Annotated in this window: 13 protein-coding genes and 1 pseudogene; 9 read left to right on the forward strand and 5 right to left on the reverse strand. The window is 35.1% G+C overall.

Annotated elements, in window-relative coordinates:
- Nucleotides 1-141: 141 nt before the first annotated feature.
- The 4 genes and pseudogenes from AC1DVP_RS13615 to alaS form a co-directional block, all read right to left on the reverse strand.
- Nucleotides 142-1,092 carry a GSCFA domain-containing protein gene (locus AC1DVP_RS13615; RefSeq protein WP_477184026.1) on the reverse strand — a complete coding sequence of 317 codons (951 nt, stop codon included), beginning with the start codon at nucleotides 1,090-1,092 and terminating at the stop codon, nucleotides 142-144.
- A 113-nt stretch (nucleotides 1,093-1,205) separates the two neighbouring features.
- Nucleotides 1,206-1,436, reverse strand: a pseudogene (locus tag AC1DVP_RS13620) (DHHA1 domain-containing protein); the annotation flags it as partial.
- A 33-nt stretch (nucleotides 1,437-1,469) separates the two neighbouring features.
- A complete protein-coding gene (locus AC1DVP_RS13625; protein WP_477184027.1) occupies nucleotides 1,470-1,946 on the reverse strand; it encodes a hypothetical protein in 477 nt (158 codons plus the stop codon).
- Between the two features lie 63 nt (nucleotides 1,947-2,009).
- Nucleotides 2,010-4,640, reverse strand: a complete 2,631-nt coding sequence (alaS, locus tag AC1DVP_RS13630) for an alanine--tRNA ligase (protein ID WP_477184028.1) — start codon at nucleotides 4,638-4,640, stop codon at nucleotides 2,010-2,012.
- A 254-nt stretch (nucleotides 4,641-4,894) separates the two neighbouring features.
- On the opposite strand from alaS, the gene AC1DVP_RS13635 reads away from it, so the two are divergent.
- The 5 genes from AC1DVP_RS13635 (at nucleotide 4,895) to AC1DVP_RS13655 (ending at nucleotide 8,323) form a co-directional block, all read left to right on the forward strand.
- Nucleotides 4,895-5,872: a M23 family metallopeptidase gene (locus AC1DVP_RS13635; RefSeq protein WP_477184029.1), complete on the forward strand. Its 978-nt coding sequence runs from the start codon at nucleotides 4,895-4,897 to the stop codon at nucleotides 5,870-5,872.
- A 74-nt stretch (nucleotides 5,873-5,946) separates the two neighbouring features.
- Entirely contained in the window at nucleotides 5,947-6,282 is a 336-nt protein-coding gene (locus AC1DVP_RS13640; protein ID WP_477184030.1) for a MerR family transcriptional regulator, read from the forward strand.
- 81 nt (nucleotides 6,283-6,363) lie between these two features.
- The gene (locus AC1DVP_RS13645) at nucleotides 6,364-6,951 is read left to right on the forward strand and encodes a LemA family protein (protein WP_477184031.1); all 588 of its coding nucleotides are present in this window, start codon (nucleotides 6,364-6,366) and stop codon (nucleotides 6,949-6,951) included.
- A gap of 97 nt (nucleotides 6,952-7,048) precedes the next feature.
- Nucleotides 7,049-7,486, forward strand: a complete 438-nt coding sequence (locus AC1DVP_RS13650) for a TPM domain-containing protein (protein WP_477184032.1) — start codon at nucleotides 7,049-7,051, stop codon at nucleotides 7,484-7,486.
- Nucleotides 7,487-7,489: 3 nt separating this feature from the next.
- On the forward strand, nucleotides 7,490-8,323 hold the full coding sequence (locus tag AC1DVP_RS13655; RefSeq protein WP_477184033.1) for a TPM domain-containing protein: 834 nt from the start codon (nucleotides 7,490-7,492) through the stop codon (nucleotides 8,321-8,323).
- Between the two features lie 65 nt (nucleotides 8,324-8,388).
- Here the strand turns inward: AC1DVP_RS13655 and AC1DVP_RS13660 are convergent, their stop codons facing one another.
- Nucleotides 8,389-11,169, reverse strand: a complete 2,781-nt coding sequence (locus AC1DVP_RS13660; protein ID WP_477184034.1) for an outer membrane beta-barrel protein — start codon at nucleotides 11,167-11,169, stop codon at nucleotides 8,389-8,391.
- Nucleotides 11,170-11,405: 236 nt separating this feature from the next.
- Between AC1DVP_RS13660 and AC1DVP_RS13665 the strand changes: the two genes are divergently transcribed.
- The 4 genes from AC1DVP_RS13665 (at nucleotide 11,406) to pstC (ending at nucleotide 16,636) form a co-directional block, all read left to right on the forward strand.
- Nucleotides 11,406-11,819, forward strand: coding sequence for an RrF2 family transcriptional regulator (locus AC1DVP_RS13665; RefSeq protein WP_477184035.1), 414 nt, complete (start codon nucleotides 11,406-11,408; stop codon nucleotides 11,817-11,819).
- Between the two features lie 253 nt (nucleotides 11,820-12,072).
- Nucleotides 12,073-14,631 carry a TonB-dependent receptor gene (locus AC1DVP_RS13670; RefSeq protein WP_477184036.1) on the forward strand — a complete coding sequence of 853 codons (2,559 nt, stop codon included), beginning with the start codon at nucleotides 12,073-12,075 and terminating at the stop codon, nucleotides 14,629-14,631.
- Between the two features lie 75 nt (nucleotides 14,632-14,706).
- Nucleotides 14,707-15,657, forward strand: a complete 951-nt coding sequence (locus AC1DVP_RS13675) for a PstS family phosphate ABC transporter substrate-binding protein (protein ID WP_477184037.1) — start codon at nucleotides 14,707-14,709, stop codon at nucleotides 15,655-15,657.
- Nucleotides 15,658-15,742: 85 nt separating this feature from the next.
- A complete protein-coding gene (gene pstC, locus AC1DVP_RS13680; RefSeq protein ID WP_477184038.1) occupies nucleotides 15,743-16,636 on the forward strand; it encodes a phosphate ABC transporter permease subunit PstC in 894 nt (297 codons plus the stop codon).
- Nucleotides 16,637-16,646 lie beyond the last annotated feature (10 nt).

Here is a 16,646-nt window from a genome sequence, read left to right on the forward strand (position 1 = left end):
TGCAAATAATTATTGCCTTTGCAATACAACTTACAAAATTGTAAAAAATATACTTCAACAATTTACATAATTATGCTTATTTATTCCAAAATTTCACTGAACATAATTTTCTTTTCTTTCATTTTTTGAAGAAAATGAGGTTTAAAACTGTATATGGGGGAATTTTTCTTTTAGAAAATTAATCTTCTGATGTAGTTTTGATACAAATTTAAGATGTTGTTCAGAATCAGGATTAAAGCTTCGGTGATTTAGACCTTTTTGAATTTCCTGAACTTCTTTCATTGTCTCGAAACTATTTTCAGTAATGAAAGTTTCACCGAAACGCTTCCAGATATAATCAATTGCCGTTTGATTGGGATGTATCATATCCTCAGCATAAAAACGATAATCCCGAAGTTCATCCATCATGATTTCGTAACTGGGAAAATAGTTTATTGTTTGTTGTTCATTATTTGTTGTTTGATGAATCGCAGTAATCAAATGTGCTTTACTGACTTGATTTTCAACGAAACCGTCTTTGAGATGGCGCACTGGCGAAATGGTGAAAATAAAACTGCAGTTTGGATTTAATTTTTCGATTAAATCAATTGTGTTTTGAATTGATTTTTCGACAATTTCAATTGACAATAATTCTTTGTCAAACTGCTTTTGTGGTACTTTATGACAATTAGCTACAATAGAATCTTTCTCTATATTCCGATACACCCAAGAAGTTCCGTAGGTAATAATGACATGGGTTGCTTCCTGTATTTGTTTTTTGGTTTCCACCAAAATCTGATTCAGATTCTCCAATAATTCGGATGCATCCGAATGACTTAAATCTGAATGGATCTCAAAACAATGCCAACGCTCATTATGATAAAAAATATCTTCTTCCGTAAATAAAGCATCATTAACCAACCTATCGATAATTTTCTCAATGGAGACCGGATTAAAAATAATTCCGAATGGATTGACTGCACTTTGGAATTTGAAATAATCAAATTTATCACCGATATTTTCTGCAAAGCAGGAACCCAACGACACAATTTTGGAGCTGTAGTCTATTGGATTGGGATTTTTTGGGATATCGATTTTAGTCGTGAAGTTCATTCTATGTTTTTATTCTTTCAAAAATACGAAATAAAAAAAACTTTAAATAAGAAACCCCAAATACTCCAATTTTAAAATGGGTATTTGGGGTTTTAATTGATTTATTAATTCTTTTACTTCACAAATTCTATCGCTTTTGCCAAAGCCTCGTCAATTCCATCTGCCTTTTTTCCTCCAGCGGTAGCAAAGAAAGGCCGTCCTCCTCCTCCTCCTTGGATGTATTTACCTAATTCACAAACCACTTGGCCTGTGTTTAGTTTTCTGTCGGCAACTAATTCTTTAGAAATGTAGCAAGACAATGTTGGTTTTCCTCCTTCGGCGGTAGCCAAAACCAAGAATATATTAGTTTTTAAATTTACTAAAATCTAAAAAGACAACTATTTTTGTACTAACTTTTTATTTTCTACATATAACTCTGAAACACCCAGTTCTTTAACTATTAACTTTATAAATACATAATACTTTTCATTGAAATCATTATAACATTCAGGCAGCAAAATAGAATTTGTCTGATCATTTTTTACAACAAAATCCTCTCCTAAAGTAATTAATTCTTTAAAAATAAAAGATAATTTTGTTGGTAAAATGTGAATATTGGAGTAGAAAATGTTTTCGATGTTTTCAATATTTTCTTTAATAACATCATTATTAACCTTAACTTTTAAAGCTTTGATCAAAATACAATTCAACTTATGAAACTCGAAGTTTAATTTACTAAACACATTAAATTGTTCTTTATACACATGTTCTCTCAATACATTTCTTCTATTTTTTAAAGTTGTAATATAATTCAACAAGCCTATAGAAAAAGTAAATAAAATTCCCAAAGTATAAAAAATATCTTTTAATTCCATTTTTGAAAATTCACTGAAAAAATTAATCATAAAACTTGAATGCCATTTTAAATTTTAAGAAAACTATTTTACAAACTCAACCGCTTTAGCCAAGGCCTCCGCAATTCCATCTGCATTTTTCCCTCCAGCGGTAGCGAAGAAAGGCTGTCCTCCTCCTCCGCCTTGGATGTATTTCCCTAATTCACGAACCACTTGACCCGCGTTTAGTTTTTTATCGGCAACCAATTCTTTAGAAATATAACAAGACAACATTGGTTTTCCTGCATCGGCGGTAGCCAAAACCAAGAATAAATTAGTTCCTAATGTACCCAATTCATAAGCCAGATCTTTGGCTCCTTCCAGACTCAAATCAACTTGTTTGGCAAGGAACTGAATACCATTGATATCTTTTAATTCTTGAGCTAGTTCTCCTTTCATATTTTTGGCTTTATCTTTCAATAAAACTTCCAATTGTTTTTTCAAAGACGTATTTTCATCCTGAAGCGTTTGAATTGCTTTTACAGGATCAACAGCATTTTTCAACACTTCTTTGATTTCATAAAATGAAAGCAATTGTGATTCAAAAAAGTCTTTAGCAGCATCACTGGTAATTGCTTCAATACGTCTGATTCCTGCGGCAACAGCACCCTCTGAAGTTATTTTAAAATGCCAAATATCACTCGTATTAGGAACGTGTGTCCCTCCGCATAATTCTACTGAATCACCAAATTTGATCATTCGAACCAAATCTCCATATTTTTCGCCAAACAATGCCATCGCACCTTCCTGCAATGCTTGATCTTTTGGAATCGCTCTTTTTTCTATCAATGGTAAACTCTCGCGAATTCTAGCATTCACAAAATCTTCCACTTCTTTAAGTTCATCATCCGTTACTTTAGAAAAATGAGAAAAGTCAAAACGCAAAGAAGCAGAACGTACCATTGACCCTTTTTGCTCAATATGAGTTCCCAATATTTTTCGCAAACCTTGGTGCAGTAAGTGTGTTGCCGTATGGTTTGAAGAAGTTTTTGCTCTTTGAATTCCATCTACAACAGCCGTAAAACTATCGGTTAAATTATCTGGCAATGATTTAGCCAAGTGTATCGTTTGGTTATTTTCTTTTTTGGTGTCAATAATATAGATAATGTCGCCGTTTTGAGCTTCCAGATATCCTTTATCACCTGTTTGTCCTCCGCTTTCACCATAAAAAGGTGTCGAATTAAAAACCAGCTGATAAATTTCACCGTCCTTCACACTGTCCACTCTGCGGTATTTCGTGATTTTAACATTGTGTTTCAATCGATCGTACCCAACAAATTCCTGAACATCGTCTTCAACTAAAACATTCCAGTCTCCAGCAGTCACTTTAGAAGCGGCACGGGAACGTTCCTTTTGCAATTGCAATTGTTCCTGAAATCCTTTCTCGTCCAATTCCAATCCTTTTTCAGAAAGGATCAAAGCTGTTAAATCGATTGGAAAACCATATGTATCATACAATTCAAATGCTTTTTTACCATCAATTACAGTTCCTAAATTTGTATTGATTACAGCATCCAGCAATACCAATCCTTGATCCAATGTTCTCAAAAAAGAACTTTCTTCCTCACGAATCACATTCGAGCACAACGCTTTTTGTGAACGAATTTCCGGAAAAGAACCACTCATTTGCGTACTCAAGACTTCTACCAATTTATAAATAAAAGGTTCTTTGGTATCTAGGAAAGTAAAACCATAACGAATCGCACGACGCAAAATCCTTCGGATTACATAACCAGCTCCCGTGTTCGATGGCAACTGACCGTCGGCAATGGCAAAAGCAACCGCACGTACGTGATCCGCAATTACACGAATCGCAATATTTATTTTCTCTTCTGCTTCATCTTTAGCCTTAATGGTATATTTAGTTCCAGTAATCGTTTCGATTTCTCTGATTAGCGGTGTAAAAACATCTGTGTCATAATTCGACTGAACTCCCTGCAAAACCATACAAAGACGCTCAAATCCCATTCCGGTATCCACGTGCTGGGCAGGTAATTTCTCCAGAGAACCATCGGCTTTACGATTGAATTCCATAAATACGTTGTTCCAAATCTCTACCACATGCGGGTGATCTGCATTCACCAAATCCTTACCAGAAACCAAAGCTTTCTCTTCAGCAGAACGAATATCAACGTGAATTTCAGAACAAGGTCCACAAGGTCCTTGGTCACCCATTTCCCAGAAATTATCTTTTTTGTTACCAAGAATAATTCGGTCTTCGTCAATCAATGTTTTCCAAATATCCCATGCCTCTTGGTCGAAAGGAACATTCTCATCCGGATTTCCTTCAAAAACCGAAACATACAGAATGTCTTTGGGAATTTTATACACCTCTGTCAATAATTCCCAAGCCCAGTGAATCGCCTCTTTCTTGAAATAATCGCCAAAAGACCAGTTCCCCAACATCTCAAACATCGTGTGGTGGTAGGTATCAATCCCTACTTCTTCTAAATCGTTATGCTTTCCGGAAACACGAAGACATTTTTGCGTATCAGCAATTCTGTTGTTTTTTGGAGTTCCAAGGCCTAAAAAATATTCTTTAAACTGCGCCATTCCCGAGTTGTTAAACATCAAGGTTGGATCATCCTTAAGAACAATCGGTGCAGATGGAACAATTAAATGCCCTTTACTTTCAAAAAAATCTAAAAATTGTTTACGTACGTCTTGTGATTTCATTTTTGCTATATATATTCAGTAATTCGTTGATTATTAATTTAGTTGCTAAGATTTTGAACTTCTAAGATTCCAAGCCTTTAAAAAAAACTTAGTGTCTTAGCATCTTAGAAACTTAGTGTCTCAAAAAACGCTAACATCCTTGAAGACAGGCAATCTTTTTTTATTATTAAAAAAAGAGCCGAACATCTGAAACATTTATTAAATTTGTTCGACTTACCTTATAACTAATTTGCAAAAATAGGGTATTTTAAAATATGGCGAAAGTAAAATATTATTACGATTCCGTAAATCTGGCCTACCGCAAAATAAAAATCAAAAAGCGGCGAAAATTTGGCTACGCAATGCTGTTTTTATTATCCTCGGCTCTGTTTGGATTTCTGACCTTTATAATATTATTGAACACTCCCTATTTTGACACGCCAAAAGACCGCTTGCAGGCAAGGGAAATTGAAAATTTAAAATTGAATTATGCCATTTTAAACAAAAAAATGGATCAGGTTGATGATGTAATTGAAGATCTTGAGGATAGAGACAACAATTTATACCGCGTTTATTTCAATACGGCCGCCATTCCGGAAGAAAAACGAAAAGCTGGGTATTCCAAAATAAACCGTTATGCTGCCCTGCAGGGCTATGACAATTCAAAATTGGTAACCAGCACTACCGAAAGAGTAGACGCATTGAGTAAAGAACTCGCAATCCAATCCAAATCATTGGATGAAATTGTAAAATTGGCCAAAGCAAAGGGCAAACTGCTTTCTGCAATTCCAGCGATACAACCTGTAAAAAATGAAAATTTAAAACGGATGGCTTCCGGTTTTGGCTATCGAACCGACCCATTTACAAAAGCGCGAAAGATGCACGAAGGAATGGATTTTACGGCCAAATCGGGAACACCAATCTACGCCACTGGTGATGGAGTCGTTGCAAGAGCAGACAATACTGCTTCCGGTTTTGGGAATCACATCGTGATAAGGCACGGTTACGGTTACGAAACACTTTATGGACATTTAAGCAAATACAATTGCCGTCCTGGGAAATCGGTAAAACGAGGAGACATTATAGGATATGTAGGCAGCACAGGACGTTCCGAAGCACCACACTTGCATTACGAAGTACATAAAAACGGAAGAGTGGTCAATCCTCTAAATTTTTATTACGGCAATATTTCGGCGGTAGAATATGTAGCTATCTCGAAAATAGCTAACCAAGAGAATCAGTCTTTGGATTAATTTAAAAAAGTAATCAGAAATATCGTGATCAGTCACAAAGACTTAAAATACAGTGTTCAGAAAAAAATAAAAATATGCATATTGAACTTCCAAAAGACAAAAGATATTACAGCATTGGCGAAGTTGCCAAAGCTTTTGACGTAAACGCTTCCCTGATCCGTTTTTGGGACAGTGAATTTGACATTCTGAAACCAAAGAAAAATGCAAAAGGAAACCGAATGTTCACTCCCGAAGACATCAAAAACTTACAGCTTATTTATCATTTGGTCAAAGAAAGAGGATTCACATTGGAAGGTGCCAAAATTCATTTGAAAGAAGGTCAAAAAAAAACAATGGATAAATTTGAAATTATCAGTAAATTAGAAACAATAAAAATGCAGTTAATTAGCATTAAAAATGAATTGCAATGACAATTTCAAATATCAATTAAAATAATCAATTAAAAAGAAACAATTAAACTTTTAAACATTAAACACTTAAATTAAACAGACATGAGAAGATTTTTGCCTTGGATTATAGTAGCTGTAGTAATTATTGGGATTTACAGCTGGGTTAAAGGAATTAACAACACCGCAGTTACTTTAAGTCAAACTGTTGAGCAATCATGGGGAGATGTTCAAACTGCATATCAAAGAAGAAATGACCTTATTGGAAACCTAGTAAACACCGTTAAAGGTGCAGCCGATTTCGAAAAAAGCACTTTAACAGCTGTTATTGAAGCGCGTGCCAAAGCCACTGCTGTAACAATTGACCCAAAAAACATTTCACCGGAACAATTAGAAGCATTCAATTCGGCTCAAAGTGGCGTAAGCAGTTCTTTGTCTAGATTATTGGTCTCTGTAGAAAAATACCCTGATTTGAAAGCCAATCAAAATTTCTTGAAATTACAAGACGAATTGGCCAGTACTGAAAATCAAATCTTGACGGCAAGAACTCGTTTTAACGAAGCTGTTATGCCATATAATACACATATCAAAACGTTCCCGAACTCTTTGTTTGCAGGAATGTTTGGCTTCAAAGAAAAAGCATATTTCCAAGCCGTAACTGGTGCAGAAAAACCTGTCGAAGTAAAATTCTAATAAAGATTTAAAATTTTTGATTAACGATTTCTGTTTTTAGAATGTTTTATTCTGCAATCAGAAATCGTTAATCTTCATTCAAAAATCATCAATCCAAATGTCAAAAGTAGAAGATTTTTTAAGCAAAGAAGACGAACAGGAAATTGTTGAAGCTATCCGCATAGCCGAAAAAAACACCTCAGGCGAAATTAGAGTTCATATAGAAAAAACAACTTCGCTGGATGCCTATGATCGCGCCATGGAAGTTTTTCACGAATTAAGAATGGATGAAACCGAATTGCAGAATGGTGTTTTAATTTATTTGGCTGTCGAGGACAAAACCTTTGTGATTTGCGGAGACAAAGGCATCAATGATATTGTTACCAATACTTTTTGGGACAGTACCCGTGATGTCATGATTGCTCATTTCAAACAAGGAAATTTTAAACAAGGGCTAATCGATGGTATTTTGAAAGCTGGAGAAAAACTCAAAGAGCATTTCCCTTGGCAGGAAGGCGACACGAACGAATTATCAAACGAAATATCAAAAGGATAACAAATGGAAATTCCAACAAAGAGAAACTCAAATTCCAAAGGAATTTTTCAATTCGCCATCTTACTAATCGTGCTTTTTTCAAGCAATTGTATCTTCTCACAATTCACGATTCCGGAGAAACCCAGTTTTCAAACTTCTGTTTATGATTATGCGAATGTTTTAAGCGCGCAGGAAAAAACACAGCTCGAAGAAAAACTCATCAAATATTCCGATTCTACCACCACTCAAATTGTAGTTATTACTATAGAGAGCCTGAAAAATGAAAATATTAACCAATTAGCAACTAATTGGGGGCAAAAATGGGGAATTGGCGGGACTGAAAAAGATGATAATGGCGTCATTATCCTTTTAGCCAAAAACGAAAGAAAAATTGCCATCAATCCTGGTTACGGTCTTGAAGACCGATTAACCGCTGGAATTGGCGGTGAAATAATAAGAAACATTATTATCCCAGAGTTTAAAGCAGGCAGTTATTACCAAGGTTTAGACAAAGGTACTGATGCTCTTTTTGATGTTTTTAAAGGCAAATACAAGGGAGAACGAAAACAAACCAAAGGAAAAGATTTCCCTGTTTTCCCGATCATTGTTATTGTTATCATCGTTTTGATATTACTGTCCAAAAACAAAGGTGGCGGAAGCGGTAATTCAGGAAACCGTGGCGGTGGCGGTCCCAGTCTAATGGATGTTATCCTACTAAGCAGTCTTGGAAGAGGCATCGGTGGCGGTGGCGGTTTCGGTGGCTCATCTGGAGGTGGCTTTGGAAGCGGAGGCGGTGGCTTCGGCGGCGGTTTTGGCGGAGGCGGATTCTCCGGCGGAGGTTCTAGCGGAAGCTGGTAAAAAAACTGAATAAATTTCTAAAAAGCAAAAAAGGCTGTCTAAAATTAGACAGCCTTTTTTGCTTTTTAGAACCGCATCATTCCATTTGATTTTTTCTCTTTGCCTGCAAACTTTTCAATCTTATAAGTCAATGAGAACATGATATAGCGTTTTAACACCGTGTTTTCCTCATCTCTTATCATTGTTGGAGTTATCGTTCTTGTAGCGCTCAGGTTTTGATTCAGAAGGTCATATACTTTTGCTTTAGCCATAAATTTCTTGTCGAAAAAACTATATGACAAACTGGTATTCCATAAGAAAAAGTCTTTTTTGAATCCTGGCGATATATTAGAATTATAAGTATAGCCAAAATCATTTCCGAATGTCCAGTTTTTTGGCCAATAATTTGTTACTTGAAGGTTGAGTTTATGAGTAAAGTAATCTGCCTGATCGACATTATAATTTGTGTAGCTTGTTTTATTATAAGAGTAATTATAGGATGGGTTTACTGTTAAAATCTCTCCATAATCATACGTAAAATTTAATCTCGGTGACACCACATAGGATTTTGCAGTATACAATTCACTATCTGTAAATCCTTTTGAAAAATTGTAATTATTGTTCAAGCGCACTTCATATTTAAATGTATGTGTATCTTTTTTTATTGTTTTGTTCCAATAAAAACCTAACCAGGAATTGTAAGTTCCAGTGACATTACCATAAGTTGTGGTTCTTTTTCGGTTATCGTCATAACTAACGGAAGCCACAACCTGATTATCATAAAAATTCCCTCCGGAATAGAATCCATAGCCTGAGCGTGTAGCATAGTCAAAATCCCTGTACGATAAATAAAGACCATGATTTTTATTCAGATCAAGATTAGGGTTTCCTATATAAGTATTTAACGGATCGGCCAGATCCTCTATTGCCAAAACTTGTCTTGCACTAGGCAGACTGTATGAATAATTATAATTTACCCATAAATTTTTGGATTTTGAAAATGCATAAGAACCATAAGCACTGGCATACGGCAGGGCATACTTTTTATTTAAAACACTAACTGTATTCATATAATCGCCTTTATTATCAAAGTCAATTACGGTTGTACCTAAGTTTAAATTAAAATTTATTTTTTTCTTGTTTATAACAATACCCGTGTTTGGCGTAAATGTTTTTTCTGTGGATTTAAAGACATTTGTCAATTCATCATTGACTATGGAATACGATTGATTACTCTCATCATAATTAAAGGAATCTCTATTATCATTCTTTTGATCAAATTTATAATCCACACCTACTTTTACTTTTAAAGAATCAGTGATTGGCTGTGTGAACTCAACTTCTGCGGTATAACTGTCACGTATATTTTTTGTTTCATTAAATTGATTTCGAATATCATCGGGCTTTATATCTTGATTAAATACTGTTTTAGATTTGATATAATCATCATTCACATTGACCGTATTTTCATTTTTAAAAACTGCACTTAAGTATTTCCCTTTCTTTTTAAATGATTTAGTGAACGATAAGGTATTATTAAAGCCGTTTAAATCATTTTCATAAAAGTTATCAGAAGTACTGGAGTTCAGCAGGGCATCTTGTCCATCAAATGAAAATTGTTCTGAAACGACTCCCTTTTTAGAATTAGCTTTAGTAAAATTTGGTTCAATTGTAACAGATGAAGTCGAATCGATTTTTAATTCGAAAACTGATGTTATATTGTGAGTATAGCGGTCTTCATCTGAGTTTGAAGTGGATCGTGTAAGAAAGTTTCCAGATGGCAGAAAATTGATTTGATTTGTTGTATTATCATTTTTAGTATTGGCACCCGAATAAAAATAACTTAAAGAAGCATCTAAGTTTTTCATCCACTGATCGGAGTAATTTATTCCCACCAAATCGGAACGGGTAATTCCATTCCCGCTTCCGTACTGTCTCCCATTTATACCAAATGTGCCATTGTCATTCATCCATATGCTCCTATTCCTACCTCCTCCCATATTATCAAAAACTTCATCCATAGAAAATCCTATGGAATTGATATTGTTGGACGAAGCCAGAACACTAATCTTCCTTTTATTTTTGAAATAATTAATAAGCGCACTGCTTTCATAACGGGAATCTGAGCCAGTACCCCCCATAAATTTACCAAACAATCCTTTGTTTTTATCCTCATCAATCGTCAAATTGATGCTAGCGTTATTCGAACTGGATACTGCGCCCGTTTTTTCTTCCGTTTTGGTCTTGGTATCCGTAACCTGAACTTTCTTGATGATATCTGAAGGCAGATTTTGCAAAGCAATTTTTCCATCTTTATCAAAAAAAGGTTTTCCGTTCACAAGAATCTGATTTACTTCTTTTCCGTTAACCGTAATTTTTCCATCAGAATCGATGTCAACACCGGGCAGTTGTTTGAGTAAAGTCTGAACATTGGCATCCGGCCGAACCTTAAAAGAAGACACATTGAATTCCAAAGTATCTTTTTTAATTCTAATTGGCGGAGCCTGACTTTTTACAATCACTTCATCAAGGGATTTTATTTCTCTTTTTAAAATAATTGTTCCAAAATCTTTACCCGTTTCAATATTTTTCAATTCATTTTTATAATCCTGATAAGCAATAAACGACACTTTTAAAAATACCGGTTTATTGATTTTTTTAATTTTAAAATCAAACTTTCCAAATTTATCAGTAATGGTATAATCTATAACGGTTGAATCTTTTACATCGGAAAGATACACGGTTGCTGATTCGATGGGAGCTTTTGCAGTTTCATCAATAACTTTTCCTTTTAAGGAAACTAAATTTTGGGCAGATACATAAGAACTGATAAAAATCAGTAAGAGAACATAGTAAATTTTTAGCATAAAGAGGCTTTAATTAGTAGTATTATAATGGCCGCTAATTACTTGATTTATTAATTAACCATAAAATTACTTACAAAAACTTTAACATATAAACCTTAAATCAGATACTAAGCTCTCTAACTATTTTGAATAAGTTTTTAAAATTTAAAAAAATAGTTATATTTGATTCTTAAAAAATTTACAAGAAAAGAGTTCAGCTCATTTTCGTATTCATTTTAACCGTTAATCCATCCATAATGCTTTCACACAAAACCAAATATGCCCTTAAAGCGCTTTTATATTTAGCGCAACAAGATGAGAACCATATTTCAAGAACTATTGAAATTGCAGAAGGAGCCAATATTCCTAAAAAGTTTTTGGAACAAATTCTTTTGGATTTAAAAAGAGGCCATTTCGTAGGGAGCAAACAAGGTAAATATGGAGGATATTATCTTTTGAAAGATAAAGAAACAATTACTTTAGCCGATATTCACCGTCTTTTTGATGGTGCAATCGCATTATTACCTTGTGCATCCTTAAATTTTTATGAGCGCTGTTCAGATTGTGGAGATGAAGCTGAATGCCACCTGCGACACGGATTAATGACAATTAGAGACGAAACTTTGAAAGCTATGCAAGGCATTACAATAGCTTCATTAGTAAAAAAATAAAAAAATATTTTTAAAATTATACTAAATTGATAGAATTTATATATTTTTGCGTCAAGTTTAACATATGACTAAATCAAAATTTAATAAAATGCGAACGAATCAAACCAAAAGCAAAGCTGTCAGGAAAAGCGGCAAAACACTAAATTTTCAAACTTTAGAAAAAAACAGTATCAAAATATGTTGTATGTGCATGTGCTAGATTATAAAAAAAATTTAATTTAAATTCTATTAATTACATATAACATACATAATAATGAGAACTATATTTATAAAATCAATTTCAAGTTTACTGCTATTTTTTGTTTTTTCAGCTTCATGGGCTCAAAGCCAAATAACAGGAATCATTACTGACAATCAAAAAAATCCATTACCAGGCACTAATATCATCATAAAAGGCACTAAGTACAATACTATTTCAGATGCTAATGGAAAGTTTGGCATTGATACTCACGAGAAACTTCCTTTTACACTATTAATACAATACGTAGGCTATACTACAACTGAAATTAAAATCAACCAGCTAACAGATGCTCCCTTAGAAATAAGTTTAACTCCTGAGAATGAAAACGTCTTAGTTGAAGTAGTTGTTTCCTCCAGACGCCGTATAGAAAAAGTACAGGATGTTCCCATAGCAGTTTCTGTTGTTACTGGTAAACAAGCCGAACAAGCAGGAGCTTTTAACGTTAACCGTATCAAAGAACTTGTACCATCTGTTCAGTTATATTCTTCAAACCCAAGAAATACAGGAATTAACATCCGCAGTCTTGGTTCACCTTTCGGACTTACCAATGACGGTATCGATCCAGGTGTTGGTTTCTATGTTGACGGAGTGTATTATGCGCGTCCGGCTGCAACTACTCTAGATTTTATTGATGTAGAGCGAATTGAAGTATTGCGAGGGCCACAAGGATCACTATTTGGAAAAAATACAACAGCTGGAGCTTTTAACATAACTTCACGCAAACCAAGCTTCACTTCTGGTGCTGATTTTGAAATAAGCTATGGAAATTATGCTTATCTACAAGCCAAGGCCTCAATAACAGGAGGTTTGAGTAAAAAATTAGCAGGAAGATTATCTTTTTCAGGTACACAGCGCGATGGTATAATTGACAATGTTGCGACAGGAAAACCAACAAACACACTGAATAATCAAGGTATTAGAGGTCAATTGCTATTTACTCCAACAGAAAATACAAACATTACATTAGCAGGAGATATTACAACGCAGCATAATGACGGATATGCTCAAGTAGTTGCTGGTGTTGCTCCAACTAAAAGAGCTGATTACCGCCAATTTAATGCAATTATTGCCGATTTAAATTATCAGCTTCCTAGCCTAAATGCTTTTGACCGTAAAATCGATCATGACACACCTTGGCGTTCAGGACAAGATTTAGGTGGCGTATCCCTTAATGTTGACACAAAAATTGGAAAAGGAACATTAACCTCAACAACTGCATGGAGATTCTGGACATGGGATCCGTCAAATGACAGAGATTTTACAGGATTACAGGTGCTTGCTAAATCGCAAAATCCTTCCAGACAAACACAAATAACTCAAGAAGTTCGTTATGCTGGTCAGATTACATCTAAAATAAGCGGTGTTGCCGGTGTATTTTTTATCGACCAAACATCAAAAACAAAAGGTACTGAAGAATCGGGAAATGCTCAATGGAGATTTTCTCAAGATTCACAAAGCTCATTATGGAAAACACCAGGTCTTTTTGAAGGATACGGAATACATACCAATGCTAAAATACACTCCACTAGTGCTGCCGTTTTCGGTCAGTTAGACTGGGCTGTAACAGAGCGTTTACACATATTACCAGGGTTAAGATACAACTATGACAACAAAGAAGCAGATTACGACCGTAAAACTTATGGAGGTCTTCAAACTTCTGACCCTGCATTAATTGCCTTAAAAAAGAAAGTGTATACAGACCAAGCTTTTAATGCAGAAAAGGATGGTACAGACTTTTCAGGAAATTTAACAGTCGCTTATAAAGCAACTGACAAAATCAATGCTTATGCCACTTATGCAAAAAGTTACAAACCGGTAGGCGTAAATGTAGCTGGACTTCCATCTAATTCATCAGGCCAGCCTATTCTGGAACTAGCAGTAATTAAGCCTGAAGATGTGAATCATTATGAAGTTGGAGTTAAAACCTCACCAGTTGCAAATTCAATATTTAACTTAACATATTTTAATACAGATATTAAAGATTTCCAAACCAATGTTCAAGCAGCAGAATTAGGTGTGAACAGAGGTTATCTAGCTAATGCTGATGAAGTGCGTGTACAAGGTGTGGAACTGGATGCCAGCTTTATTCTTAACAAACATTTTAGCATCAACGCTGCTGGAACCTACAGTGACGGTAAGTATGTTAAATTTACAAATGCACCGCTTCCATTGGAAGAAACTGGATCTGCAGTATCTTTTAAAGATGTTTCAGGTTCTAATTTGCCTGGAGTTTCTAAATGGGCAGGAAGTTTAAGCGGTGAATATACAAGAGATGCAAAATTCTTTGCCAATGCAGGGAAATTCTTTGTAGCTCTAGATGGTTATGCCCGTTCAGAGTTCTCATCAAGCCCATCAGCTTCCACGTATTTAGTGGTGCCGGGCTATGCAATTTTCAATGGCCGTTTAGGTTTCCGCGCGGCTGAAGGATTATCAATTCATATCTGGGGACGTAACCTTTTAAACAAAGATTATTATGAGCAATTATTGCCTGCTGGTGGAAATTCCGGACAATATGCTGGTGTAATTGGGGATCAAAGAACTTACGGAATTACATTTCGCTACTCACTATAAAAATTTTAAAAATAAAAAAATTAGCAGGATCTTTCATCCTACTAATTTTTTGTTTTTCACATAAAAACAGAAAAGATGAAAAAAAACAAAAAAGGATTATTAGCTGCTTTACTTCTAATAATCATAGCAAACTTAGCTCCAAATAAAATTTCGGCTCAAGATTTATCAGGGAATATAAGCATCTCAGGAGCATTTGCCTTATACCCTATTACCGTAAAATGGGCAGAAGAATTCAAAAAGACACATCCAAATGTAAAAATAGACATTCAAGCTGGAGGTGCTGGAAAAGGAATTACGGATGTTTTGTCCAAAGTCACCGATATTGGATTGGTATCCAGAGAGCTGAATGCCGCAGAAAATAAAAAAGGTGCTTATGCAATTGCCGTTACTAAAGATGCTGTAATTCCAACCATAAGCGCAACAAGTCCTTATAAATCTGTTTTATATAAAAAAGGCGTAAAAAAAGAAGCGTTCAATAACATCTTCATTACCGGAAAATACAAAACCTGGAATACTTTGGGGTTCAAAAGCGCAGCTCCAATACATGTTTACACAAGATCCGATGCCGCTGGCGCTGCCGAAACTTGGGCCAGCTATTTTGGTAAAAAACAAGAAGATTTACAAGGAGTTGCTGTATTTGGCGACCCAGGACTGGCTCAAGCCGTACAAAGAGATCCTTCTGGATTAGGTTTTAATAATATCGTTTACGTATACGACACAAAATCCAACAAACCAACCAATGGCATAGTTCCTGTTCCAATTGATTTAAACAATAACGGAAAATTAGATGCCGATGAAAACTTTTACAGTGATATTGATAAGCTGATTGCCGCTATTGTATCTGGTAAATATCCATCGCCACCAGCCCGTGATCTGTATTTTGTAACTTCTGGAAAACCAAAGAATGCTGCTGTAAAAGCTTTCATAAAATACATTCTTACAGATGGTCAAAAATTTGTTACGGAAGCTGGATATATTAAACTTTCGAAAGAAAAATTGACAAAAGAATTAGGGAAAGTAAAATAACATTCTTCCAAATAAAACATCCACCCTATACAACAACTGAAAACTATGAGGAGTTACAGTTCTGCTGGGGTGGTTTATTACAATTATGAAAAACATAAGATTACTCAAAGACCGTCTGATCAGTAAAACATTCCTCGTGTTGACCATCCTGTCAATTTCGACAGTGATATTGATTGGTTTTGGATTGTTCTACAAATCATTACCCATTTTAAACAGCACTTCACTTTATAATTTATTATTCTCCTCCGAATGGAAACCTTTCAAAGAAGCCTTCGGATTTTATCCTTTCATTGTCGGCACACTTTGGGTAACCGCAATTGCCATTATAATTGCATTGCCATTATCTATGCTAACCGCAATTTATCTTTCAGAATATGCGCATATTCGAGTACGAAAACTGGTTTTGCCTTTAATTGAACTATTATCGGGAATTCCGCCCGTGCTTTATGGAGTTTGGGGAGTATTGGTAATCATTCCTTTGATACAAGACCAAATTGCGCCACATTTCGTTGAATTCACAACGGGTTATTCTGTACTGGCAGGAGGAATCGTTTTGGCCATCATGATTTTTCCGCTTATCATCAGCATTGTAATTGAAGTTTTTGACAATGTACCGCAGGATTTACGAAATGCCTCTTTATCGCTTGGAGCTACGCAATGGCAAACCACAAAAAAAGTGGTTCTAAGAAAATCATTTGACGGAATTGTAGCTGCTGTTGTGCTTGCTATTTCCAGAGCTTTTGGAGAAACCATTGCTGTATTGATGGTTTGCGGTAATTTGGCACAAGTCCCTCAGAACTTATTCGACTCCGCTTATCCGTTGCCTGCACTTATTGCTAATAATTATGGGGAAATGATGTCTATTCCTATGTACGATTCGGCATTGATGTTTGCTGCTCTGCTCCTATTTGTCATCATCTTTTTATTCAATGCGCTCTCGAGAATTATTTTATACCGAATCGAAAAAAGAAACACTTAAACACAATCAA

This window comes from Flavobacterium sp. P3_A6 (genome assembly GCF_056403035.1).

Excerpts from the sequence above, each read along its gene's own strand:
- AC1DVP_RS13640 (WP_477184030.1), top strand. The coding sequence starts at position 5,947 with ATGCATATTGAACTTCCAAAAGACAAAAGATATTACAGCATTGGCGAA.
- pstC (WP_477184038.1), top strand. The coding sequence starts at position 15,743 with ATGAAAAACATAAGATTACTCAAAGACCGTCTGATCAGTAAAACATTC.
- AC1DVP_RS13670 (WP_477184036.1), top strand. The coding sequence starts at position 12,073 with ATGAGAACTATATTTATAAAATCAATTTCAAGTTTACTGCTATTTTTT.
- AC1DVP_RS13635 (WP_477184029.1), top strand. The coding sequence starts at position 4,895 with ATGGCGAAAGTAAAATATTATTACGATTCCGTAAATCTGGCCTACCGC.
- alaS (WP_477184028.1), bottom strand. The coding sequence starts at position 4,640 with ATGAAATCACAAGACGTACGTAAACAATTTTTAGATTTTTTTGAAAGT.
- AC1DVP_RS13660 (WP_477184034.1), bottom strand. The coding sequence starts at position 11,169 with ATGCTAAAAATTTACTATGTTCTCTTACTGATTTTTATCAGTTCTTAT.
- AC1DVP_RS13645 (WP_477184031.1), top strand. The coding sequence starts at position 6,364 with ATGAGAAGATTTTTGCCTTGGATTATAGTAGCTGTAGTAATTATTGGG.
- AC1DVP_RS13615 (WP_477184026.1), bottom strand. The coding sequence starts at position 1,092 with ATGAACTTCACGACTAAAATCGATATCCCAAAAAATCCCAATCCAATA.
- AC1DVP_RS13665 (WP_477184035.1), top strand. The coding sequence starts at position 11,406 with ATGCTTTCACACAAAACCAAATATGCCCTTAAAGCGCTTTTATATTTA.
- AC1DVP_RS13655 (WP_477184033.1), top strand. The coding sequence starts at position 7,490 with ATGGAAATTCCAACAAAGAGAAACTCAAATTCCAAAGGAATTTTTCAA.
- AC1DVP_RS13675 (WP_477184037.1), top strand. The coding sequence starts at position 14,707 with ATGAAAAAAAACAAAAAAGGATTATTAGCTGCTTTACTTCTAATAATC.
- AC1DVP_RS13625 (WP_477184027.1), bottom strand. The coding sequence starts at position 1,946 with ATGGAATTAAAAGATATTTTTTATACTTTGGGAATTTTATTTACTTTT.
- AC1DVP_RS13650 (WP_477184032.1), top strand. The coding sequence starts at position 7,049 with ATGTCAAAAGTAGAAGATTTTTTAAGCAAAGAAGACGAACAGGAAATT.